The organism is Cognatiyoonia koreensis, from assembly GCF_900109295.1.
GTDB classification, from domain to species: Bacteria; Pseudomonadota; Alphaproteobacteria; order Rhodobacterales; family Rhodobacteraceae; genus Cognatiyoonia; species Cognatiyoonia koreensis.
Genome location: NZ_FOIZ01000001.1, coordinates 283702 through 306077, shown reverse-complemented (window position 1 = coordinate 306077; position 22376 = coordinate 283702). Strand labels below are relative to the sequence as shown.

The 22376-nt window shown below is 58.4% G+C and carries 21 protein-coding genes; 9 read left to right on the top strand and 12 right to left on the bottom strand.

Features of this window, described 5'->3' with window-relative positions; all coding sequences use genetic code 11:
• Window positions 1-155: 155 nt before the first annotated feature.
• Window positions 156-1769 carry an AMP-binding protein gene (locus BMY44_RS01425; RefSeq protein ID WP_089989372.1) on the bottom strand — a complete coding sequence of 538 codons (1614 nt, stop codon included), beginning with the start codon at window positions 1767-1769 and terminating at the stop codon, window positions 156-158.
• Window positions 1770-2300: 531 nt separating this feature from the next.
• Here BMY44_RS01425 and BMY44_RS01420 point away from each other — a divergent pair.
• The 5 genes from BMY44_RS01420 to BMY44_RS01400 all read left to right on the top strand — a co-directional run bounded on the left by BMY44_RS01420 (window position 2301) and on the right by BMY44_RS01400 (window position 6180).
• Window positions 2301-3176, top strand: a complete 876-nt coding sequence (locus BMY44_RS01420) for a TIGR01459 family HAD-type hydrolase (protein WP_089994365.1) — start codon at window positions 2301-2303, stop codon at window positions 3174-3176.
• An 80-nt stretch (window positions 3177-3256) separates the two neighbouring features.
• Window positions 3257-3700 (top strand): MaoC family dehydratase, encoded by a 444-nt coding sequence (locus BMY44_RS01415; RefSeq protein ID WP_089994363.1) that lies wholly within the window; start codon window positions 3257-3259, stop codon window positions 3698-3700.
• A gap of 37 nt (window positions 3701-3737) precedes the next feature.
• A complete protein-coding gene (locus BMY44_RS01410) occupies window positions 3738-4676 on the top strand; it encodes a bifunctional riboflavin kinase/FAD synthetase (protein WP_089989368.1) in 939 nt (312 codons plus the stop codon).
• Window positions 4669-5133 carry a YcgN family cysteine cluster protein gene (locus BMY44_RS01405; protein WP_089989365.1) on the top strand — a complete coding sequence of 155 codons (465 nt, stop codon included), beginning with the start codon at window positions 4669-4671 and terminating at the stop codon, window positions 5131-5133. The genes BMY44_RS01410 and BMY44_RS01405 overlap by 8 nt, the downstream gene beginning before the upstream one ends.
• A complete protein-coding gene (locus BMY44_RS01400; protein WP_089989363.1) occupies window positions 5134-6180 on the top strand; it encodes a threonine aldolase family protein in 1047 nt (348 codons plus the stop codon). It abuts the gene before it with no gap.
• On the opposite strand, the gene BMY44_RS01395 is transcribed toward BMY44_RS01400, so the two are convergent.
• Window positions 6177-6956 (bottom strand): alpha/beta fold hydrolase, encoded by a 780-nt coding sequence (locus BMY44_RS01395; RefSeq protein ID WP_242650456.1) that lies wholly within the window; start codon window positions 6954-6956, stop codon window positions 6177-6179. The two genes, BMY44_RS01400 and BMY44_RS01395, sit on opposite strands and share 4 nt — an antisense overlap.
• Window positions 6957-7553: a 2-hydroxychromene-2-carboxylate isomerase gene (locus tag BMY44_RS01390; RefSeq protein ID WP_089989360.1), complete on the bottom strand. Its 597-nt coding sequence runs from the start codon at window positions 7551-7553 to the stop codon at window positions 6957-6959.
• Window positions 7554-7669: 116 nt separating this feature from the next.
• Here BMY44_RS01390 and BMY44_RS01385 point away from each other — a divergent pair, with 116 nt between their 5' ends.
• On the top strand, window positions 7670-8683 hold the full coding sequence (locus BMY44_RS01385) for a ribose-phosphate pyrophosphokinase (protein ID WP_089989358.1): 1014 nt from the start codon (window positions 7670-7672) through the stop codon (window positions 8681-8683).
• Here BMY44_RS01385 and BMY44_RS01380 read toward each other — a convergent pair.
• From BMY44_RS01380 to BMY44_RS01350, 7 genes are all read right to left on the bottom strand, one after another.
• Window positions 8680-9027 carry an H-type lectin domain-containing protein gene (locus tag BMY44_RS01380; RefSeq protein ID WP_089989355.1) on the bottom strand — a complete coding sequence of 116 codons (348 nt, stop codon included), beginning with the start codon at window positions 9025-9027 and terminating at the stop codon, window positions 8680-8682. The two genes, BMY44_RS01385 and BMY44_RS01380, sit on opposite strands and share 4 nt — an antisense overlap.
• Before the next feature lie 168 nt (window positions 9028-9195).
• Window positions 9196-9633: a F0F1 ATP synthase subunit epsilon gene (locus tag BMY44_RS01375; protein ID WP_089989352.1), complete on the bottom strand. Its 438-nt coding sequence runs from the start codon at window positions 9631-9633 to the stop codon at window positions 9196-9198.
• 9 nt (window positions 9634-9642) lie between these two features.
• A complete protein-coding gene (gene atpD, locus BMY44_RS01370; protein ID WP_089989349.1) occupies window positions 9643-11067 on the bottom strand; it encodes a F0F1 ATP synthase subunit beta in 1425 nt (474 codons plus the stop codon).
• A 15-nt stretch (window positions 11068-11082) separates the two neighbouring features.
• On the bottom strand, window positions 11083-11958 hold the full coding sequence (locus tag BMY44_RS01365; RefSeq protein ID WP_089989347.1) for a F0F1 ATP synthase subunit gamma: 876 nt from the start codon (window positions 11956-11958) through the stop codon (window positions 11083-11085).
• 22 nt (window positions 11959-11980) lie between these two features.
• Window positions 11981-13516, bottom strand: a complete 1536-nt coding sequence (gene atpA, locus BMY44_RS01360; RefSeq protein WP_089989344.1) for a F0F1 ATP synthase subunit alpha — start codon at window positions 13514-13516, stop codon at window positions 11981-11983.
• Window positions 13517-14077, bottom strand: a complete 561-nt coding sequence (locus tag BMY44_RS01355) for a F0F1 ATP synthase subunit delta (protein ID WP_165611829.1) — start codon at window positions 14075-14077, stop codon at window positions 13517-13519. It lies immediately after the preceding gene.
• A 277-nt stretch (window positions 14078-14354) separates the two neighbouring features.
• On the bottom strand, window positions 14355-15122 hold the full coding sequence (locus BMY44_RS01350) for a class I SAM-dependent methyltransferase (RefSeq protein WP_089989342.1): 768 nt from the start codon (window positions 15120-15122) through the stop codon (window positions 14355-14357).
• Window positions 15123-15185: 63 nt separating this feature from the next.
• Between BMY44_RS01350 and gloB the strand changes: the two genes are divergently transcribed.
• From gloB to BMY44_RS01335, 3 genes are all read left to right on the top strand, one after another.
• A complete protein-coding gene (gene gloB / locus BMY44_RS01345; RefSeq protein WP_089989339.1) occupies window positions 15186-15953 on the top strand; it encodes a hydroxyacylglutathione hydrolase in 768 nt (255 codons plus the stop codon).
• Window positions 15954-16132: 179 nt separating this feature from the next.
• Window positions 16133-18457: an ATP-dependent Clp protease ATP-binding subunit ClpA gene (gene clpA / locus BMY44_RS01340; protein ID WP_089989336.1), complete on the top strand. Its 2325-nt coding sequence runs from the start codon at window positions 16133-16135 to the stop codon at window positions 18455-18457.
• Window positions 18458-19414, top strand: coding sequence for a M23 family metallopeptidase (locus BMY44_RS01335; protein WP_089989334.1), 957 nt, complete (start codon window positions 18458-18460; stop codon window positions 19412-19414).
• Between the two features lie 3 nt (window positions 19415-19417).
• Here the strand turns inward: BMY44_RS01335 and BMY44_RS01330 are convergent, their stop codons facing one another.
• A complete protein-coding gene (locus tag BMY44_RS01330) occupies window positions 19418-21247 on the bottom strand; it encodes a peptidoglycan -binding protein (RefSeq protein WP_089989331.1) in 1830 nt (609 codons plus the stop codon).
• Between the two features lie 3 nt (window positions 21248-21250).
• On the bottom strand, window positions 21251-22354 hold the full coding sequence (locus tag BMY44_RS01325) for a biopolymer transporter ExbB (RefSeq protein WP_089994348.1): 1104 nt from the start codon (window positions 22352-22354) through the stop codon (window positions 21251-21253).
• Between the last annotated feature and the right edge of the window lie 22 nt (window positions 22355-22376).

Below are 22376 nucleotides of genomic sequence, written 5' to 3'. Positions count from 1 at the left end.
ATATTGCACTCTACAGGCGATGTCTGGCAGGTGCCGCGGCGCATCCGAAGGCGGTTCTGCGGCCATTTTCCCTAATGCCGCACTAACCTCAGACGACTGCTATTCGCTACTGTTCGGACAATGCAAGTCGCGCGATATATTGGATTTCACTCGGCTCAGCTTTCGCGCAGCAAAAATCGCTGCACCTTCCCGCTTGGTGTTTTGGGCAAAGCATCCACAAAGGCGATCTCTCGCGGGTAAGCATGAGCCCCAAGCCTGTTCCGAACATGAAGCCGCAATTCCTCTGACAGCTCATCCGTGGGCTCGCTCCCTTTGCCAAGCACCACGAAGGCTTTGACGATATGCCCGCGCTCTGCATCCGGTTTGCCGACAACCGCAGACTCCAGCACCGCGGGATGTTCGATCAGGCTGCTTTCCACATCGAACGGACCGATGCGATACCCGGCAGTTGAAATAATGTCGTCAGAACGACCGACGAAACTGAAATCACCCGCTTCATGCCGCTCCACAGTATCGCCTGTCAGGAAGTAGTCTCCAGTCCAATCCTCGCCTTCGCGCCCCCAATAGCCGGGAAAGGAAAACAGCGGCGACTGCGTCATGTTCACGGCCAGATTTCCGGGGGTTCCATTGGGGACTTCGGCCCCATCCTCACCCAGAACGGCAAGGTGAAAGCCGGGCGTTGCCAGCCCCGCGCTGCCGGGCCGCACTTCATGATCGATACCGTGATGGTTCATCATGACCATGCCAACTTCTGTCTGCCCGTACTGGTCATGCAGCGTGACCCCGAGTTCTTCCTGAGACCAGCGGATCACTTCGGGGTTCAACGGCTCTCCCGCGCTGGAGGCGACGCGGAGTTGGCCCTTGAGTGCGTCAACCGCTTCATCGCCAGCCGCTTTCAGCAATCGATAGACCGTCGGTGCAGCCGCAAAATTCGTGATCTTGTGCTCGCGGATGATCTTGCACGTCGCTTCGACAGAAAACCCTGCCTCCTGAAACGTGACCGTACTGCCTAACAGTAAAGGGCCAATCGCCGAATAAAAGAGCCCATAGGCCCATCCGGGATCAGCGATGTTCCAGAAGCGGTCGTCAGGGCGTAAATCAAGGCCGAGAGTCATATAGCTGTGAAAAGCGCGTAGCGCCTTGAGCGGCACGCCGACCCCCTTCGGCGCGCCTGTTGTCCCGCTGGTGAACAGCATGAGGAACAAGTCATCACCGCGCAGAACGACCGGCGCGAACTCACTTGATTGCCCCTCCAGTGTCGCCCGAAAGTCGAGGTCTGTTTCCCGGGAGTCTGAAATCGACACAACGGTCGGGCAATTCTGGACATCGTCCAACTTGGGCCGGTTCGCAGCATCCGTTACGATCAGTTTTGCCGCTGATCCTGCAAGACGTTCCTCGATGGCCTTGGGACCAAAAGCCGTAAACAAAGGCTGATACACAGCGCCTGCGCGTAGCGTACCTAGCATGGTCACCAATAGTTCTGACACCCGCGGCAGCAGGCCGGCAACGCGGTCGCCCGGCCTCACACCTTGTGCTTTGAGCATATTGGCGAAACGGGCGGATTGTTCCTTTAGATATTCATACGAGACCGTTCGCGACCCGCCATCCGACCCAATCCAGTTGAGGGCCACACGATCGCTGCCGACATGGCGATCACAACACTCGATGCAGGCATTCAAACCATCCGAAAAACTACCTTCGAAGTTCGTATCGATTTTCGCCAAATCGAAATCATCGCGTGCCGCAGCATAGGTTTGTCTATTTGTCATGTTTCCCCCCAGAAAGTATCGCCGTCACGCATCAAAACGCAGCGATCCAGCCTTTCGCTTGCATTTGGGAGGTGCAGCTTGACTGCGTCTGCCCTGCGTTCACAACCACGCACCGATCCCGCCTGTCGCTTATTCAAGCATATTTGCGGTGAGAGAGATATAGCGGTGGGCAAACCTCAAAGTGGAGGTCTCGTCCCCGGATGAAACTAACAACCATTTTCGCGTAGGAGCAAACTCTCAACCTGCCCGCAGCGAAATACTCCTTCATCCCGCAAATCAATCATCACGCCATCTCGTAACTTGATGCTTGCCGCGAAGGTCCGCGATGCGGGATGCACCTACGGTATGTGTCACATCTGCCACTAGCAGGTTTGGGCCACAAGTAACGTCGAAGACCGTCTGAGGTCCCCTCTTCCCGCGCAACTTCAAGACCAGATTTGCGACCCGCCCCCGGACATTTTCCGGTGTACGCCCTGTGCACGTCTGGTGTACGCGTGGTGCACAGCCAAAATGCCGTTGAAACAGGTGCACATGACCCAGATTATTTCCGCCTTCTCCGAGGTGTCAGACCGCTACGACGCCGCCTTTGTCGACCTTTGGGGCTGCATGCACAACGGCATCGCGGCCATCCCCGAAGCGGTCAAGGCGATGCAGGATTACCGCGCACGCGGCGGGTTGGTTGTGCTTGTCACCAACTCTCCCCGCCCTTGGGATTCCGTCGCCAAACAGATCGCGGATTTCGGTGTTCCTGACGATGCATGGGACGCGATCGCGACCTCTGGCGACAGCGCCCGTGCGGCCATGTATCTGGGTGCGGTCGGATCAAAGGTCTGGTTCATGGGCGAAAGCCCGCGTGATGATGATTTCTTCAAGCCTCTCAAGATCATAGAGGATCCGGTGACGATCACCAAAGTCCCGCTGCAAGAGGCCGAAGGCATCATCTGCTGCGGGCCATTCGACCCGTTAGCCGATCTTGACGTGAACCGGCCAGAGTTTCTGTATGCCAAGCAGAAGGGCCTGAAACTTCTTTGCGCGAACCCAGATATCGTGGTGGATCGGGGCGAGGTCCGCGAATGGTGTGCCGGCGCGTTGGCAGCACTTTACACGGAAATGGGCGGTGAAAGCCTCTACTTCGGCAAGCCGCACCCGCCGATCTATGATCTGGCCCGCCGCCGTCTTGCCGCATTGGACAAGGCCCCGAACGATCCGGCGATCATCTGTATCGGCGATGGAATCGGCACCGATATTCTGGGCGGCCAACAGGAAGACCTCGATACGCTTTTTATCACGGGTGGCCTTGCCAAAGAAGAGACCGGCACCGACCAGCAGCCCGATCCTGCCCTTTTGGACCAGTATCTAAAGGACCAGATGACGACGGCGACCTACAGCATCGGCTATCTGCGGTAATCCGGGTTCCGCAGTTGCAAAGTAATTAAATTACGCCTATACGGTCACTGTTGGTTTTTTATTACCCGCAGGAGGACCACATGTTGGATAATGCGCCCCGTGGCACGATCGTCATCGAAGACATCGAAATTGGCATGGTGCGCCATATCCAGAAGGTGGTGACGGACCGCGACATCGAACTGTTTGCCGAAGTGTCGACCGACCGCAACCCTGTGCATCTTGATGAGGACTATGCGCAGGACACGATCTTTGGCGGGCGCATTGCCCATGGCATGCTGACCGCCGGGCTGATCTCTGCCGTGATTGGGGAACAGTTGCCCGGTCATGGGACCGTCTACCTTGGCCAGTCGCTCAAGTTTCTAGCCCCGGTCCGTCCCGGTGATACGGTCCGCGCCGAAGTCGAAGTCGTCGATATCGACTATTCCAGACGCCGCGTGTGCATGGAAACGCGCTGCCTTGTCGGGGAAAAGAAGGTGCTGGTTGGCGAGGCGACAGTGCTGGCACCGTCCGGCAAATTCGACTGACCTTGCGCCCTTGCCACGGCCTTGCTACCGAGGCCGCATGCACATTATCCGCGACACCGAATTCGTAGACCCGAGCGACCGCGGTGCCGTCGCGGCGATTGGTAATTTCGACGGTGTGCATCTGGGCCATCAGTCCGTCATAGATATGACCCGCAAGGCTGCAGAGGCCGCGCACGCACCGCTTGGCATCATGACGTTTGAACCCCATCCCCGGAGCTATTTCGCACCTGAACTTCCCCCTTTCCGGCTGATGAACGCTGCCGCCAAAGCAAGCCGCATGGAAAAGCTGGGTGTTGAAAAGCTCTATGAAGTTCCGTTCAACGAAACGCTTGCAGCACTCACCCCGCGCGAATTTGCCACTGTCATCATCAAGGACAGGCTTGGCCTGAAACATATCGTTGTCGGTGCCGATTTCTGCTTTGGCAAAGGGCGCAAAGGAACCGTCAACGACCTGATCGCTTTTGGTCAGGAAATGGGATTTGGCGTTACCATCGCACCGATCGAAACCATCGGTGATACCGCGATCAGTTCGACCGCGATCCGCACCGCGCTGAGCGATGGGCGGCCCCGTGATGCCGCAAAGATGCTGGGCCATTGGCACCGGATCGAGGGCGAAGTGATCCACGGCGAACAGCGTGGACGCGAGCTTGGCTACCCAACTGCGAATATGTCCATCGACACGCTGCACCCGCCCAAATTCGGAGTCTATGCCGTCAAGGCCGACGTGCTGGATGGACCGCACAAAGGCAACTACTTTGGTGCGGCCTCTATCGGTGTGCGCCCGATGTTCGGCGAGAACGTTCCAAACTGCGAAACCTTTATCTTCGATTTCAAGGGTGACCTGTATGGAAGTCATATCTCCATCGCTTTGATCGACTTTATACGTCCCGAACTAAAATTCGACGATGTGCCCGCGCTGATCGCGCAAATGGAAACCGACTGCCAAGAGGCACGCACCGTGCTTGCAGATGTCTGACATTGATCGCGACGGTCTTGGCCGGTTCTGGGAACGCAAGAAGCTGACCCAGATGAACCAGCGGGAATGGGAAGCGCTGTGCGACGGCTGCGGCAAGTGCTGTCTGAACAAGATCGAGGATGACGAGACGAGCGAGGTCTTTCTGACCCGCATCGCATGCCGATTGCTCGACGATGAATCCTGCTTGTGCAGTCGCTATCCGATCCGCCACCAATTCGTGCCCGAATGCATCGTGCTGACCCCGAAAACGCTTGAAGAAAATATGTACTGGCTGCCGCAAACCTGCGCCTATCGCCTTGTTTATGAGGGTCGCCCGTTGTTTGACTGGCATCCGCTCGTTTCGGGCGATCCGGGTTCGGTGCATCGCGCTGGCGTCAGCGTGCAGGGCATGACTGTCCCCGAATTCGAAGTCGACGAGGACGACTGGGAAGATCACATCATCGAGGAGCCGCTTTAGATGTATTTCGCATCCGACAACGCCGGTCCGGCGCATCCGAAGGTGCTAGAGGCGCTGACACGCGCCAACGCGGGCTATGCCATGGGCTATGGTGCGGACCCGATCATGGACGACGTGCGCGCGCTGATCCGCGACGCGTTCGAGGCCCCCGATGCAATGGTGCATCTGGTCATCAACGGCACCGCCGCCAATGCGATCATGCTGGCCACGATGACCGACCCTTGGGATACCGTTTTCTGCACCCCCATGGCGCATATCCACGAAGACGAATGCAACGCGCCGGAATTCTATACCGGTGCAAAACTGACGCTGGTTCCTGACCTGGATGCCAAGATGACGCCGGATGCCTTGGAAGCCGCCATTCTCAAGGAAGAAAACCGCGGCGTTCATGGGCCGCAGCGCGGGCCGGTGTCGATCACGCAAGTCACGGAAAAGGGCACCGTCTATACGCTTGAGGAAATACAGGCGCTAACGGCCGTGGCCCGCAAGTACGGGCTAAAGACCCATCTGGACGGTGCCCGTTTTGCAAATGCAATGGTCGCGCTTGGCTGCACACCCGCCGAGATGTCCTGGAAAGCCGGCATCGACGCTGTGTCTTTTGGTGGCACCAAGAACGGCCTGATCGGTGTAGAAGCCTGCATCGTCTTTGACCCCGCCGTTTCGCGCCCCTTCGAGCTGCGCCGCAAGCGGGGCGGCCATTTGCTAAGCAAGCATCGCTATCTGTCCGCACAGATGGAGGCCTATATGACCGATGGCCTGTGGACATGGATGGCAGAGCAGGCCAATGCCCGCTGCGCCCGCCTGACGGCAGGTCTGCGCCGGATCGCACATGTCAGCCTGCAATACGAACCGGCTGCCAACATGATCTTTTTTCAGACCACCCGCGCGCACCACAAACGGGTGCTGGACGGTGGGGCCGTTTATTACGTCATGGACGGCGATGAACAGGCTGGCGAACCCGATGAATTCCTGACCGGTCGTCTGGTCTGCGACTGGTCCATGACCGACACAGGCGTCGATCAGTTTCTGGCGCTGATGGCGGGCTAGGCTTTGGCCATGATACGCGCGACCTCGGGCACGTGGGTCAGCGGCAGCATATGTCCGGCACCTTTGACCACACGGTCCGATGCATGGGGCAATCGCGCCACCAGTTCTGCGTGAATGGCCGCGATCACTGACGGGGATTTGTCCCCGCGGATCAGCGTCGCCGGCACTTTGATCCCTTCCAGCACGCCTGGAGACAGCAGCTTGGCGTTGTCGTCCTGAATGGCGCCAGCACCGGCGGGGATCAGGTGGATGCGCGCGGCGAGGTGTGATTTCACCGGCGCTGGCAGATCGGACCATGCCCCCTGCCCCCAGAGGCCGTGAAAGATTGCCGCCGCCGTCATTACGTCACCACGGTCCATCGCTGCGGTGAAGGGCGCGAAATCTGCCTCGTGCGCTGCGTAGGCTGGCGTGCCTGCAGCGGCGGCAAAGAAGACTGGCTCGATCAGGCTCAGGGCCTTCACGCGCGCTGGCCACATCACGGCCATGCGCAAGGCAACTGTCGCCCCGAACGAATGACCGATGATGTGTGCGGGGCCGTCGGTGCAAAGCGCGCCGCCGATTTCGGCGCAGACGGTCTGGAAATCACCACTGCCCGACCAGTCCGCACTTTTCCCGTGCCCCGGCATGTCGAACAGGCAGGCAGGCTGTGCGCGCGCGTTCACCAGCGGCAAAAGGCTGCGGTGATCGGCCAGCGAGCAATGGATCAGAAGATCAGGCGCAGGCCCCTGTTCGTGGCTGACCACCCAGACATCATGTCCGGCAACAGTTTGCAGCACTCAGAGCTTGCCTGCCAGATGTGCATTCAGGTCGGCGATGCGGTCTTCACCCCAGAACCGCTCGCCTGAATCGACGATGAAGAACGGCGCACCGAACGCGCCGCTTGCGACCGCATCTTCGAGATTGCGTGCATAGGTGTCAGCGGCAGTCATCATGCCCTTGTTGGCAACGTCCGGATCGAATCCTGCCGCTTTCATGCAATCGGCAATGACGTCATCCTGACTGATGTCGCGTTCTTCGGCCCAGCAGGCGCGGGTCAGATTGGCGACCAGCGCTGCGACGTCGCCGCCTGCTTCTTGCGCGGCGATGATCGCATAGGACGACGGTGCCGGATTGGTGGGCCAAAATGCCGGCTTGAGGTTCAGTGGCATGTCCAGAAGCGCCGCGCGACGGCGCATATCCTGCAGACGATATTCCTGCCGGTTGGGATGGCGATCTTTCGGGGGGACGCCGCCGGTGCGGGCAAACAAACCCATGATGTCCATCGGTTTGTAGCTGATCGTCGCGCCGTGTTGCGCCGCAATCTCTGCCGGGCGGGTACCCGAGAGGTATGTGAACGGGCTGATCGTTGCAAAGTAGTAATCGATATGAGCCATTTGCTTGGTCCTTCGGCGGCAATTCTTTGCGCGACCGTAACGGTGTGCTAGGCCGTGTCAACGACACGAATCTGTTACGTGCCGCACGCGCCAACTGCCACAGGACCTTCCCCCTCATGCCCAATGCGAATGAACCCAAGCTGATTTCAGGCAACGCCAACAAACCGCTCGCCGAAAAGGTCGCGCGGCGCATGTCAATGCACCGAGGGATGGACGTCAATCTTGTGGATGCGCGTGTTGAACGTTTCAACGACGGCGAAATCTTTGTCGAAGTTTTCGAGAACGTCCGCGGCGAAGATATGTATATCATCCAGCCGACATCGAACCCGGCGAACGACAACCTGATGGAATTGCTGATTATCTCTGACGCATTGCGTCGGTCGTCAGCTGCACGGATCACAGCGGTCATCCCCTACTTTGGCTATGCGCGGCAGGACCGCCGGTCAAAGGCGCGCACCCCGATCACGGCGAAGCTAGTCGCCAATATGCTGATCGAAGCCGGTATCGAACGGATCTTGACCCTGGATTTGCACGCAACGCAAATTCAGGGTTTTTTCGATATTCCTGTCGATAACCTTTACGCGTCACCGATCTTTGCGCTTGATGTCATGCATCACTTCAAGGACCAGATCGAAGACGTGATGGTCGTGTCCCCCGATGTGGGCGGCGTGGCCCGCGCCCGCGATCTTGCGCAACGCATCAATGCCCCCCTGTCGATCGTGGACAAGCGCCGTGGCAAGCCCGGTGAAGTCGCTGAAATGACCGTCATCGGTGACGTAAAGGGCCGCACCTGCCTGATCGTGGACGATATCGTCGATACCGCCGGCACGCTTTGCAAGGCGGCAGAGGTGCTGATGGAAAACGGTGCCAAGGAAGTGCATTCCTACATTACGCACGGCGTTCTGTCTGGCCCCGCTGTCGAACGCATCAGCAAGTCGGTGATGAAGAACCTTGTGATCACGGATACGATCGCGCCCACCGACGCCGTCAAGAACTGCAAGAACATCCGGATCGTCGGCACGGCCCCGGTCTTTGCACAGGCGATTCTCAACACTTGGTCCGGCACATCGGTGTCATCGCTGTTCAGCCACAAGACGTTGCAACCGATCTATGAAGGTACCTATCGCTAGATATCCCAAGCGTCTTCACTGCTGAGTGCACCGATGGATTGCCACGCCACGCGCACGCGGGCAATTTTGGTGTCGCCCCATGTGCGGAAGGTAATGGCAAACCCGCTTTTCGTGACTTTCTCGGCCTGCACGTCCGCGCGCGAAAATGCTTCGTTGGACATATCGAACATCGAAATCGACACAGTGACCGACGGAGGACTGTCATAGCTTTCAGAGAATGTGACAGGTACAGAAATCTTGCGCGGGCCTTCGCCGGTCCACATGTCGCCGTCGTGTTCAAAGTCTGAGAAAAGGACAACGTCGCCCTGATCAATGCCAACCAAATGGCCGTGAATTTTCCGCATCTTGTTCCAAGTCGTTCCGCCGCGCCCTTGGGGACGTTTTATCGCAGAAATCTGGCACGAAGACGACAGGGAAAAGGCGCTGTTCTGGAGAAACGCCCAAGCTGTTAATGGGGGCGGAACGAAAAAGGCCCCGCGCGATGCAGGGCCCTTTGGATAGTGTTGGATCGTTTAGCCGAAGTTCGATTGCTTCGGATCAAGACCGATGTGCGTGCCGACAGCCACCATATCCGCGATCAGCTTGGCGGCGTCATCGACGGGGCCGGGTTCGTTCTTGAAGACTTCCTCGGCGTTCTTTTTGGCGGCGTGGGCATCAGCCATCATGCCGTCAAAGACTTCTTGCGTCATCTCTGCGCGCGGCAAGGCCTGCTCTGCCAGAACGGACACGCCCGTCGCGGTGATTTCAGCAAACCCGCCGGACACCACATATTCGTCCGTGCCGCCCGCATGGGCGACCGACAAGACGCCGGGGCGCAATGTCGTGATGGTGGGCGCGTGGCCAGCCATCGCGGTCATGTCGCCGTCGGCACCAGGAATTTGCACTTCGCTCGCCTCTACCGACGCCAGGCGGCGTTCGGGAGAGACCAGATCGAATTGTAGGTTTGCCATGTCGGCTCCTTACGCTGCAGCTGCAGCCATTTTTTGGGCTTTGGCTTTCACTTCGTCGATGCCGCCAACCATGTAGAACGCACCTTCTGGCAGGTGGTCGTATTCACCAGCCACAACCGCTTTGAAGGACGCGATGGTGTCTTCCAGCGGCACCTGCACACCGGGCGAACCGGTGAACACCTGTGCCACGTCAAATGGCTGGGACAGGAAGCGTTCGATCTTACGGGCGCGTGCAACGGTCAGTTTGTCTTCTTCCGACAGTTCGTCCATCCCGAGGATCGCGATGATGTCCTGAAGCGACTTGTAGCGCTGCAGGATCTGCTGCACGTCGGCCGCCACGCGATAGTGTTCATCACCCACGATTGCAGGGTCCAGCAGACGCGATGTGGAATCGAGCGGGTCAACCGCAGGGTAGATCCCTTTTTCCGAGATTGCACGGTTCAGAACCGTCGTCGCATCGAGGTGCGCAAAGGATGTCGCCGGTGCAGGGTCGGTCAAGTCGTCCGCAGGCACGTAGATCGCCTGAACGGATGTGATCGAACCGTTCTTGGTGGATGTAATGCGTTCCTGCATCTGACCCATGTCTGTCGCCAGTGTCGGCTGATAGCCCACAGCCGATGGAATACGACCCAGAAGCGCTGACACCTCGGAACCCGCCTGTGTAAAGCGGAAAATGTTATCCACGAAGAACAGAACGTCTGTCCCGGACTGGTCGCGGAACTGTTCGGCCATTGTCAGACCGGACAGGGCAACACGCATACGCGCACCCGGTGGTTCGTTCATCTGACCGTAGACCAGTGCCACTTTGGACTTTGTCAGGTCTTCGGCGTTGATAACGCCGGATTCGATGAATTCGTAGTAAAGGTCGTTACCTTCACGGGTCCGCTCGCCCACGCCGGCGAACACGGAATAACCGGAGTGCACCTTGGCGATGTTGTTGATCAGTTCCTGGATGAGAACCGTCTTGCCAACACCGGCACCACCGAAGAGGCCGATTTTACCGCCCTTTGCGTATGGGGCCAGCAGGTCGATAACCTTGATGCCTGTAACCAGCACTTCGGATGCCGTGGACTGCGCTTCGAATGGTGGCGCTTCTGCGTGGATGGACCGTGTTTCCTTGGCGCCGATCGGGCCTTTTTCGTCAACGGGGTCGCCGACCACGTTCATGATCCGGCCCAGTGTCGCGTCGCCCACAGGCACGTTGATCGGCCCGTCTGTGTCGGTCACTTCCTGACCGCGCACCAGACCTTCGGTCGAGTCCATCGCGATGGTCCGCACGGTGCTTTCACCAAGGTGCTGGGCCACTTCCAACACCAGCTTCTTGCCGTTGTTGTCGGTTGTCAGCGCGTTGAGGATCTCTGGCAGGTGGTCGCCGAACTGCACGTCAACGACGGCGCCGATAACCTGCGTGATTTTGCCTTTAGCATTCGCCATTTAAGTTTCTCCGGTCTAGAGCGCTTCCGCGCCCGAAATAATTTCAATCAGCTCGTTGGTGATCACAGCCTGACGCGAGCGGTTGTATTGAATGGTCAGCTTGTCGATCATCTCGCCAGCGTTGCGGGTCGCGTTGTCCATGGCGGACATCCGGGCACCCTGCTCGGACGCACCGTTTTCAAGCAGTGCGGAAAAAATCGCAGTCGCCACGCCACGGGGCAGCAGGTCGGCCAGAATGGCTTCTTCGCTGGGCTCGTAGTCGTAAAGCGTCGCATCTGCATCGTCTTCGACCTCTGGGGCCACGAACGGGATGATCTGCTGCGCCGTCGGGTGCTGTGTGACAACGTTTTCAAAGCGCGCAAAGAAGATCGTCGCGACGTCGAATTCTTCCGCATCAAATCGCGCAAGAACGTCCTTGGCGATCCGCTGCGCGTCGGCGTAGCTTACCCGCTTTACATGCGTCAGATCGACGTGCCCGACGAAATGCTCGCTTAGCTCGCGCTTGAGCGCATCGCGACCTTTCTTGCCGACAGTGAGGATTTTCACCTCTTTCCCGTCAGCAAGCAGCTTTTGTGCGTGGGCTTTGGCCAGCTTGGCGATATTGCCGTTGAAGCCGCCGCACAGGCCGCGTTCAGCGGTCATGACCACCAACAAGTGCACCTTGTCGCTGCCGGTACCCGACAGCAACTTGGGTGCAGATGCCGACCCGGCGGAACCGGCGGCCAGCCCTGCCATCACAGCGTTGAAACGCTCTGTGTAGGGGCGTGACGCCTCGGCTGCATCCTGCGCACGGCGCAATTTTGCGGCCGCGACCATTTGCATCGCCTTTGTGATCTTCCGCGTGGATTTCACGCTTTCGATCCGATTTTTCAGGTCCTTAAGACTAGGCATAAGGGTCTCCTATGTCCGAGGATTAGGCGAAGTCTTTGGCGAAAGCGTCGATTGCCGATTTGATCTTGTCTTCGGCGTCGCCTTTGATCTTCGGGTCTTCCTTGGTGATGAAGTCCAGCACGTCCTTTGCTTTGGTGCGCATGTGCTTGAGCAGGCCAGCTTCGAAACGACCGACGTCCTTGACGGCAATCTTGTCGAGGTAGCCGTTCGTGCCCGCGTAGATCACGCAGACGATTTCCGCGTTGGTCAGCGGCGAATACTGCGGCTGTTTCATAAGTTCGGTCAGACGCGCACCACGGTTCAGCAACTGCTGTGTGGCTGCATCAAGGTCAGAACCGAACTGCGCAAAGGCCGCCATTTCACGATACTGCGCAAGTTCCAGCTTGACCGGACCGGCCACGGATTTCATGGAGTTCGTCTGTGCTGACGAACCAACCCGCGACACGGACAGACCGGTGTTCACCGCGGGGCGGATGCCCTGATAAAACAGTTCGGTTTCAAGGAAGATCTGACCGTCTGTGATCGAAATCACGTTGGTTGGAATAAACGCTGAAACGTCGCCACCCTGCGTTTCGATGATCGGCAGCGCGGTCAAGGAACCAGCACCGTTGTCTTCGTTCAGCTTTGCCGAACGTTCCAGCAGGCGCGAGTGAAGATAGAAAACGTCGCCTGGATAAGCTTCGCGCCCTGGTGGGCGGCGCAGCAGCAGCGACATCTGACGATAGGACACAGCCTGCTTGGACAGGTCGTCATAGATGATCAGTGCGTGGCGGCCGTTGTCGCGGAAGTGTTCCGCCATCGCGGTCGCCGCGTAAGGTGCGAGGAACTGCATCGGAGCCGGGTCGGACGCGGTGGCCGCAACGATGATCGAATATTCGATCGCGCCGGTTTCTTCGAGCTTCTTAACCAGCTGCGCAACTGTCGAACGCTTCTGGCCGATCGCAACATAGACGCAGTACAGCTTGTCGTACTCTTTTTCGGCAGCGTCGTTGTAAGACTTCTGGTTCAAGATCGTGTCGAGTGCCACGGCAGTTTTGCCGGTCTGCCGGTCACCAATGATCAATTCGCGCTGGCCACGGCCAATCGGTATCATCGCGTCAACGGATTTCAGACCTGTCGCCATCGGCTCGTGGACCGACTTGCGTGGAATGATGCCCGGAGCCTTGGAGTCGGCAATCGCACGTGTCTTTGTCTTGATCGGACCTTTGCCGTCCAGCGGATTGCCCAGACCGTCAACAACACGGCCCAGCAGTTCGTCTCCGACGGGCACGTCCACGATGGACTTGGTGCGCTTGACGGTGTCGCCTTCCTTGATGTCACGGTCGGACCCGAAAATAACAACACCGACGTTGTCGCTTTCAAGGTTCAGGGCCATCCCGCGGATACCACCGGGGAATTCGACCATCTCACCGGCCTGTACGTTGTCCAGACCGTAGATACGCGCGATACCGTCACCAACGGACAATACGCGGCCCACTTCGGCCACTTCAGCCTCTTGGCCAAAGTTCTTGATCTGGTCCTTCAGGATCGCAGAGATTTCAGACGCTTGGATCGCCATTTATCCGACCTCTTTCATTTTGTTCTGGAGTGCGTTGAGCTTGGACTTGATCGACGTGTCGATCATTTTCGAGCCCACTTTAACGATAAGACCGCCGATGATGGATTCATCCACGGTCTCTTTGATTGTCACGGCCTTGCCGACCTGTGCTTTCAGGGTTTTCGCCAGCTTGTCCGTCTGCGCCTTGGTCAGTGCCTTGGCTGACGTCACTTCTGCTGTCACTTCGCCACGCTCTTCGGCGAGGCGTTCGCGCAGTGTGCTGACCAGTTGTGGCAGCACGAACAGACGCCGCTTGGTCGCCAGAAGGCCCAGCACGTTTGTTGTCGTCGGCGAAAGTTTCATTTTCTTGGCGATCGCGGCAACTGCGCCTGACTGCTCGTCGCGGCTGTAAAGCGGCGAAGTCAGCAAGGTGCGGAAATCGGCGCTGTCATCCATCGCGACTTCGAGCGCCGCAATATCTGATTCAAGTGCCTTCAGACCTTTGCCTTCTTTGGAGAGGTCAAAAACCGCAGAGGCATAGCGCTGTGCGATGCCGGTTGAAATCGAAGCTGGTTCGGACACGTCCACCCTTCCGATGTCTCGGGCCATCCCGCGCTTCCCCCGGTGAGTATCAGGAGCGCGCGGTTAGGCAGCTAAAATGCCCTCAGTTTTTACCGGGGGCATCAAAATCTCGTGCGATGTAGCAGAGGGTTTTCAGGGTCGCAAGCGTTAGGGAGAGATAATCCACAGCACAATTTACAATGTTTACTGACAGAATCGCAGAGCTGTTGAAATTAAGCAGTAAATCTTTCGTCCGAAGCGACTGTTTCTGAACCGAATCTTGGAAATTCATCTTTGGTCAATCATTGCGCACCCGCGCGCCCGCTGGCTTGGGAACAGGTGCCCCGATCCCTTCCAGTGCCTTTAACGGCCGTCTGACCGCTTCGCGCAATCCCGGCCCCGGCGACGCCGCCATCTGCTTGGAGACCTCGACGATCAGGACGCCGCCGCCGCGGATAAAGGGTACCTTGTGTCCGACATTTTCAAGGAACCCGGACATGTTTCGCCATAACTTGCGGTGCGACGGCGGTTGGTAAAGTGCGGACAGCGTGCGTTCTGTCACGAACCGGTGCTTGCGCAGTTGCGCCTCCAATTGGCTAAGCGAATAGGGTCGGCCATAGCCGAAAGGTGTATTGTCGGACCGCGACCAAAGACCGGACCGGTTCGGGACAATGAACACCGCATGCCCCCCCGGCCCCAGCACCCGCCAGCATTCGTCCAGCAATGCGGTCGGGTTTTCCGAGGTTTCGAGCCCGTGCAACACGACCAGCTTGTCGGCGACACCTGTTTGCAATGGCCAGACCGTGTCTTCGCACAGGACAGACACATTCTTTTCGCCTGCCGGCCACGGCATCACCCCTTGTGGTCCTGGCATCAATCCGATGACCCGCCGCGCGTCTTTCAGGTATGGACGCAGCAAAGGCACGGCAAAGCCGAAACCCACGACGGTCTGCCCCTTTGCTTCGGGCCAGAGAGCAAGCAATTCGTCGCGGACAACCTTTTGCGCGCCGCGCCCCAAGGCACTGCGATAGTAGAAATTGCGCAAATCAAGCACATCTAGATGCATTGAAGGTGTGGCTCCGTTCCGTCAGTCTGCACCATGACAAGAACCAGAAGAAGCGACAAGACCATGGCCCTTTCCCTCGTGACGATCCCCTGCCTTGCCGACAATTACGCCTTTCTCTTTGGAAACCCCGATACGAAAGAAGCGGTGCTGTTCGACGTGCCAGAAGCGGGCCCGATAAATGAAGCTGTTGCGAAATCGGGTTGGAAACTGCGCACTGTCGTGCTGACGCATCATCATTGGGATCACATCGACGGGCTTGACGGTCTGGAAAACTGCGACACCCTTCAGATCATCGGTGCCAAGGCGGACGCGCATCGCTTGCCACCGTTAGATCATGCGGTCAGCGATGGCGACCGCATCCAGCTTTGCGGAGAAGAGGCGCAAATAATCGATGTGTCGGGCCATACGATCGGCCATATCGCGATCTATCTGCCCGAAAGCGGGTATGCGGTCACGGCGGATAGTCTGATGGCAATGGGCTGCGGGCGGCTGTTCGAGGGGACCGCGGCACAAATGTGGGATAGCTTGCAGAAGCTTCGCGCGCTTCCGGCGGAAACAATCGTCTGTTCAGGCCATGAATATACGACCGGGAACGCCAAATTCGCGTTGTCACTTGAACCGAACAATTCGCAACTTATTTCAAGATCAGAAGCGATCGCCGCAAAACGCGCAAGAGGCGAACCAACGGTGCCTTCCGTATTGGCCGACGAATGCGCAACAAACCCCTTTCTGCGGGCTGACGATCCGGTCCTTCAAGACGCAATCGGTATGACCGGAAGTGCGGCGGCAGAGGTTTTTGCCGAAGTGCGGGCCCGGAAAGATCGATTTTAGGGCAGAAATGCCGAAAATGTGACTGTTACACCGCTGTCACAATCTGTCGCGGCGATTGTGAACGCAAAAACGAAAAAAGGCCTTGAAGGTTTGGACGTAAACACCAAACCTTAAATGTATGAGGTCATGGTGCGATTGGGCATACCCCCACCGCGCCCCCGATTGAAGGAGCACCCAACGTGCCATCATTTTCTTCCACGCTTGAGCAGGCGATCCACGGTGCGCTGGCATTGGCCAACGCGCGCAGACATGAACTCGCAACGCTGGAACATCTGCTTCTGGCATTGATTGATGAACCCGACGCAGCGCGGGTGATGCAGGCGTGTTCGGTCAATCTGGATGAACTGAAGAAAGACCTCGAAGATTTCATCGAAGACGATCTTTCCACGCTCGAAACCGATGTCGAAGGCTCTGAAGCTGTACCGACAGCTGCCTTCCAGCGCGTGATCCAGCGCGCAGCAATCCATGTGCAGTCGTCTGGTCGCACCGAAGTGACCGGTGCAAATGTGCTTGTGGCCATCTTTGCGGAACGTGAATCCAACGCGGCCTATTTTCTGCAAGAACAGGATATGACGCGCTATGACGCTGTGAATTTCATCGCGCACGGCGTCGCAAAAGACCCCGCATTTGGCGAAAGCCGCCCAGTGCAAGGATCCACATCCGAAGATGAGATCAATGCCGACACGGATGGTGACGTCAAGGAATCCGCGCTTGCGAAATACTGCGTCGATCTAAACGCCAAGGCGACAAAGGGCGAGGTCGATCCGTTGATCGGTCGCGCGCATGAGGTTGAACGCTGCATTCAGGTGCTGTGCCGCCGCCGCAAGAACAACCCGCTGCTGGTTGGTGATCCGGGTGTCGGGAAAACCGCCATCGCTGAAGGTCTTGCTTTCAAGATCGTCAACGGTGAAACGCCCGACGTACTGTCCAAGACGACGATTTACTCGCTCGATATGGGTGCGTTGCTTGCCGGAACCCGCTATCGCGGAGATTTCGAAGAGCGCCTGAAAGCCGTGATGTCCGAAATGGAAGATCACGACGATGCTGTGCTGTTCATCGACGAAATCCACACAGTGATTGGTGCAGGTGCAACTTCGGGCGGCGCAATGGATGCGTCCAACCTGCTCAAGCCTGCCCTGCAAGGTGGTAAGCTGCGGTGCATGGGCTCGACAACCTACAAGGAATTCCGCCAGCATTTCGAAAAGGACCGCGCGTTGTCGCGCCGGTTCCAGAAAATCGACGTGAACGAACCGTCTGTCGAAGATGCAGTGAAAATCCTGCGCGGGCTGAAGCCTTACTTTGAGGAACATCACTCGATCAAATACACGGCTGATGCGATCCGCACGGCTGTCGAACTGTCAGCACGCTATATCAACGACCGTAAATTGCCCGATAAAGCAATCGACGTCATCGACGAAGCGGGTGCGGCCCAGCATCTTGTGGCCGAATCCAAGCGCCGCAAGACGATCGGTACCAAGGAAATCGAAAGCGTGGTCGCCAAGATCGCCCGCATTCCGCCAAAGAACGTCAGCAAGGACGACGCGGAGGTCCTTAAAGACCTTGAAAAGTCGCTCAAGCGCGTTGTGTTCGGTCAGGATCCGGCCATCGAAGCCTTGGCATCGGCGATCAAGCTGGCCCGCGCCGGTCTGCGCGAACCTGAAAAGCCCATCGGGAACTATCTGTTTGCCGGGCCAACAGGTGTGGGCAAGACCGAAGTGGCCAAGCAGTTGGCTGACACGCTTGGTGTGGAACTGATGCGCTTTGACATGTCAGAGTATATGGAAAAGCATGCGGTCTCGCGCTTGATCGGTGCGCCTCCCGGCTATGTCGGCTTTGATCAGGGCGGCATGCTGACCGATGGCGTCGACCAGAACCCGCATTGCGTGCTTTTGCTTGACGAAATGGAAAAGGCACACCCGGATGTCTACAACATCCTGTTGCAGGTTATGGACCACGGGAAATTGACTGACCACAATGGTCGGACGACCGATTTCCGCAACGTGATCATTATCATGACGTCGAATGCTGGTGCCGCTGAACTGTCCAAGAACGCACTTGGCTTTGGCCGTGAAGGCCGCGAAGGCGAAGATACGGCCGCGATCGAGCGGACGTTTACACCGGAATTCCGCAACCGTCTTGATGCCATCATCAGCTTTGCGCCGCTGCCGAAGGATACAATCCTGCAGGTCGTCGAAAAGTTCGTGCTGCAACTTGAGGCGCAGCTGATCGACCGGAACGTCCATATCGAGCTGACGCCAAAGGCCGCCGAATGGCTCGCCGACAAGGGTTACGACAGCAAGATGGGCGCCCGCCCGCTTGGCCGCGTGATCCAGGAAAACATCAAGAAGCCGCTGGCCGAAGAACTGTTGTTCGGCAAGCTGATGAAGGGCGGTTTGGTGAAAGTCGGCGTCAAGGATGGCAAGCTGGATCTGCGGATTCAGAAGCCGGAACAGGCGCGTTTGCAGGACAAGGGCAACAAGCCGCCGCTGCTGACAGCCGACTAGATGCGGCTTTGCACTGCAGTCATTCTCTCCCTCGCGGCCACCCCGGTCGCGGGGGAGTTTTCGTTAGAGTTGCCGATTGACTGCATTCTGGACGACACCTGCCATATCCAGCAGTTTGTGGACCGTGACCCAACGTCCGGCGCGTCTGACTTCCAATGCGGTAGCCTGACCTATGACGGCCACAAAGGCACTGATTTCGCCCTCCCCTCGCTTGCGGCACAGGCAGAAGGCGTCGCTGTTCTGGCTGCCGCACCGGGGCGCGTCGTCGGTGTGCGCAATGACATGCTTGATGCGCTGCAAAACGGGCCGGATGCCCCTGACATCACGGACCGCGAGTGCGGCAACGGCGTGGTCATCCGCCATGACGACGGCTGGGAAACACAATACTGTCACATGGCGCAAGGCTCTGTCACTGTGATCCAGAACCAGATCGTCGCGGCCGGCGATACGCTTGGCATGGTCGGTCTGTCCGGTCAGACACAGTTCCCCCATCTTCACCTGTCCGTTCGCAAAAACGGCGATGTCGTGGACCCGTTTGACCCAGACAACAGCGCGCGCTGCGGCCCCGCTACGCAAACGCTGTGGGCGCAAACGATTGAAACACCTGCAGGCGGGCTAATCACGTCGGGGTTTTCCGCAAGCGTCCCCGAGTTCGCCGCCATCAAGGCTGGCGCGGTTGGGGCGACGGAACTTGCGGCGCAAGACCCGATTGTCATCTGGACCTACGCGTTCGGGTCAAAACCAGGCGATACATTGACGCTTTCGATCACCGGCCCCGAGGGCGAGGTGATCCGCGAAACCGTGATCCTTGATCGCACGCAGGCGCAGTTGTTCCGCGCAATCGGTCGGCGTGCGCCAGTTGGTGGCTGGCCTGCTGGTGATTACGAAGGTCAGGTTCTGCATGAACGCGGTGAGACACTTCTTGATACGCAGTCCACATCCGTCGTGGTGCGCTAGCGCCTAGCGTTCGGTCAGTTTCAATTCGATGCGTCGGTTTTGCGCGCGTGCTTCGGGCGTATCGGCGGGGTTCAAAGGCTGGAATTCACCAAACCCGTTCGCAGCCAGCCGGTTGGGCGGGATGCCAAGCGACTGTTCCATGTAGCGCACGACTGACAGGGCGCGCCCTTGCGAGAGTTCCCAATTGTCCCGGAAGCGGCCCGTACCCGATAGCGGCAGATCGTCCGTATGCCCATCGACACGGATGATCCAGTCGATCCCTTGCGGGATTTCGTCGGCGATGTCTTGCAGGATCGCGGCAATCTTGGTGATCTCGGCCCGGCCTTGCGCGGACAATTCGGCCTGACCCGGCTGGAACAGCACTTCGGACGAAAAGACGAACCTGTCCCCTTCGATGCGCACCCCATCCTGGCCTTCCAGCACGTCGCGCAACTGGCCGAAGAAATCGGACCGGAACCGTTCCAAATTCTGCGCCTCGGCGGCCAGACGGGCGGCTTCTTCTTCCAGACGCGTCCGCTCTGCTTCTTCGAGCGCGGCACGGCGACGTTCTTCGGCTGCGACGCGGGCCAGCGCGGTGTTCAACTGGGTGCCGAGTTCCTGGATCTGGATTCGCGCATCCACGTCGTTTTCGGTGGCAAGGTTAAGCAGCGATTGCAAGTTGCTGATCTGCTGGCGCAATTCGGCCACCTGCGCATTCAGGACCGCCACCTCGCGCTGGCTTTCGGCTGATAAGGCTTCTTCTTGTTGTAGGGCTGAATTGGCGACCGCCAGCAAGATGGCTTGACGGTCTGCTGCGCTTTGCTGGCTTTCAAGCTGCGTCGCCAAACGTTCGTTTTCAGCCTCTTGCGCCAGTTTCGCGGCGAGCGCTGCGGCCAGCGCCTCGCGTAAGGCATCAGGGTCGTTTTCGCCGCTGATCTGCGCCTGCAAGTTCTGTTGCGCCAGCAGGGCGGCGTTCAACTGTTCTTCCAATGTGGCGCTTTCGGATTGTGCGTTTGCCAAAGCCGCTTCTGCCGCAGCTTGTGCCGACAGGGCGGTCGCAATCGTCAGGTCCAGATTGTCCTTAACCGCCTCTGCTGCGGCCAGCAGTGTTAGCGTTTCCTCTGCTTCCCGACGTTTTTCTTCGAGCGCGAGGGTCATCGCCGTCAATTCCGCATCTGCATTCGCAAGTCGCTCGCGGATCGCTTCTGCTGCGGCGGCATCTGCCAGCTGGGCGGCTTCAATCTCTGACAGCGTCTCTGACTGCGCGTCACGCTCGCTTTCCAGATCGGCGACCAGTGCTTCCAACGCTTCGCGGCGTGCTGCTGCCAGCCGCGCGGCTTCTTCCCCTGCGTCGATTTCATCACGGGCGGTTGCCAGCGCCAGATTCAACTGCTCCTGCTCGGACAAAAGGGTCGCGCGTTCTTCTTCCAAAGTGGCGACAGTGGCATTCGCGGTGTCACGCTCGGCCAGCAATCCGGCAACACGCGCCTCGAAACCCGTGATCGCGTTTTCGGCTGCGCGCAGGGCGGCTGCTGTCTCGTCACGCTCTTCGGTCAGGGTCGCTATGAGCGCTGCTTGGGCGGCGGCCTCTGCGGCTGCAGCATCCAGACCGGCATTGAGTTGGGCATTCTCGGCCTCTGCTAGACCAAGCGTGCTGGACAGAATGGCGATTTCGGACGAAAGCGCGTCCAGTTCGCTTTCCTGTCCTGTGATCGTCTCGCGCAGGACGAATTGGATGACCATGAAGATCGTCAAAACGAACATCAGGACAAGTAATAGCCCCGTCATCGCATCGACAAACCCGGGCCAGATCGCCGTGTTGAAACGTTGCGAAGACCGGCGTGCCAGTGCCATGCGTCAGCCTCCGTCCGGACGGCCGCGGTGGCGCATCACCATCTTGAGCGCATTGATATCACCGCGCAGTTCCGCCAACGTTTCTTGTCGACCTGCAGAGAGTTCTTCCAGCACGCGCAACAACTGCACGTCAATAGATCGCAGGCGCATCCGGCTTTCCGCATCCAGACCTTCGCCGCCGCCTTCCTCCAGGTGCTTGATCAGCGCCTCTTGCCCTTTGGCCACGCGGTCCAGCGACTCTGCACTGCTGCCTGACAGGCTGATGGCCTGCACCATTTTGTCGATCGCGACGGACATGTCGCCCAATTGCCGTTCCAACGTCAGCCGGCTTTCATCCGCCAGAATCGCATTGGCCTGCAAGGCATCCATCTGTTCGGCCATGTGCTGTGCGAACGCACCCAGCACTGACGTATCCGCGCCGCTGCCGTCCTCTGAACCCGCAAAGCCAAGCCGCGTGATCGTAGAGAGCCATTCTTCAAGTTCGCGGTAGAACCGGTTCTGGCCGTGCCCTGCGAACAATTCCAAAAGCCCAACAACCAGCGACCCCGCGAGTCCCAGAAGCGATGATGAAAACGCTGTTCCCATGCCGCCCAACTGGCTTTCCAGCCCTTTCTGCAAGCGCCCAAAGACCGCGGCACCGGATTCCCCGTCCTCTGGTGACAAGGAACGGATGGTTTCAACGAGGGCAGGCACGGTTGTTGCAAGGCCATAGAACGTCCCCAGAAGGCCCAAGAAAATCAACACATTACCGATATAGCGCGTGATTTCACGATCTTCGTCGATCCGCTGCGCTACGGAATCCTGAATCGACCGACTGGATGTCGAGGAAATCTGCATCCGCGATCCGAGCGAGTTCAGCAGCGTCGCCAAGGGGGCAAGCAGTGACGGGGCCTCTACCAGATTTGCCCCGATCCGCGCACCGGCAAAACCTTCGATCCATTGCACCGATTTCATAAGCTGGAACACCTGCCCGAATGTCGACAGGACACCCAGCACAAAGACGACCAGAATGACGCCGTTCAGATAGGCATTGGACAGAAAGATCGCCTGGATCTGCGCAAAGCCCAGATAAACCAATGCACCGACCACCGCTAACACGACCAGCATCATCGTGATCTGGCGCACGGGT

Excerpts from the sequence above, each read along its gene's own strand:
- BMY44_RS01415 (WP_089994363.1), top strand. The coding sequence starts at position 3,257 with ATGTTGGATAATGCGCCCCGTGGCACGATCGTCATCGAAGACATCGAA.
- BMY44_RS01350 (WP_089989342.1), bottom strand. The coding sequence starts at position 15,122 with ATGCATCTAGATGTGCTTGATTTGCGCAATTTCTACTATCGCAGTGCC.
- atpD (WP_089989349.1), bottom strand. The coding sequence starts at position 11,067 with ATGGCGAATGCTAAAGGCAAAATCACGCAGGTTATCGGCGCCGTCGTT.
- BMY44_RS01385 (WP_089989358.1), top strand. The coding sequence starts at position 7,670 with ATGCCCAATGCGAATGAACCCAAGCTGATTTCAGGCAACGCCAACAAA.
- BMY44_RS01335 (WP_089989334.1), top strand. The coding sequence starts at position 18,458 with ATGCGGCTTTGCACTGCAGTCATTCTCTCCCTCGCGGCCACCCCGGTC.
- BMY44_RS01420 (WP_089994365.1), top strand. The coding sequence starts at position 2,301 with ATGACCCAGATTATTTCCGCCTTCTCCGAGGTGTCAGACCGCTACGAC.
- BMY44_RS01365 (WP_089989347.1), bottom strand. The coding sequence starts at position 11,958 with ATGCCTAGTCTTAAGGACCTGAAAAATCGGATCGAAAGCGTGAAATCC.
- BMY44_RS01410 (WP_089989368.1), top strand. The coding sequence starts at position 3,738 with ATGCACATTATCCGCGACACCGAATTCGTAGACCCGAGCGACCGCGGT.
- BMY44_RS01390 (WP_089989360.1), bottom strand. The coding sequence starts at position 7,553 with ATGGCTCATATCGATTACTACTTTGCAACGATCAGCCCGTTCACATAC.
- BMY44_RS01380 (WP_089989355.1), bottom strand. The coding sequence starts at position 9,027 with ATGCGGAAAATTCACGGCCATTTGGTTGGCATTGATCAGGGCGACGTT.
- BMY44_RS01405 (WP_089989365.1), top strand. The coding sequence starts at position 4,669 with ATGTCTGACATTGATCGCGACGGTCTTGGCCGGTTCTGGGAACGCAAG.
- BMY44_RS01375 (WP_089989352.1), bottom strand. The coding sequence starts at position 9,633 with ATGGCAAACCTACAATTCGATCTGGTCTCTCCCGAACGCCGCCTGGCG.
- BMY44_RS01330 (WP_089989331.1), bottom strand. The coding sequence starts at position 21,247 with ATGGCACTGGCACGCCGGTCTTCGCAACGTTTCAACACGGCGATCTGG.
- BMY44_RS01400 (WP_089989363.1), top strand. The coding sequence starts at position 5,134 with ATGTATTTCGCATCCGACAACGCCGGTCCGGCGCATCCGAAGGTGCTA.
- BMY44_RS01425 (WP_089989372.1), bottom strand. The coding sequence starts at position 1,769 with ATGACAAATAGACAAACCTATGCTGCGGCACGCGATGATTTCGATTTG.
- atpA (WP_089989344.1), bottom strand. The coding sequence starts at position 13,516 with ATGGCGATCCAAGCGTCTGAAATCTCTGCGATCCTGAAGGACCAGATC.
- gloB (WP_089989339.1), top strand. The coding sequence starts at position 15,186 with ATGGCCCTTTCCCTCGTGACGATCCCCTGCCTTGCCGACAATTACGCC.
- BMY44_RS01325 (WP_089994348.1), bottom strand. The coding sequence starts at position 22,354 with ATGCTGGTCGTGTTAGCGGTGGTCGGTGCATTGGTTTATCTGGGCTTT.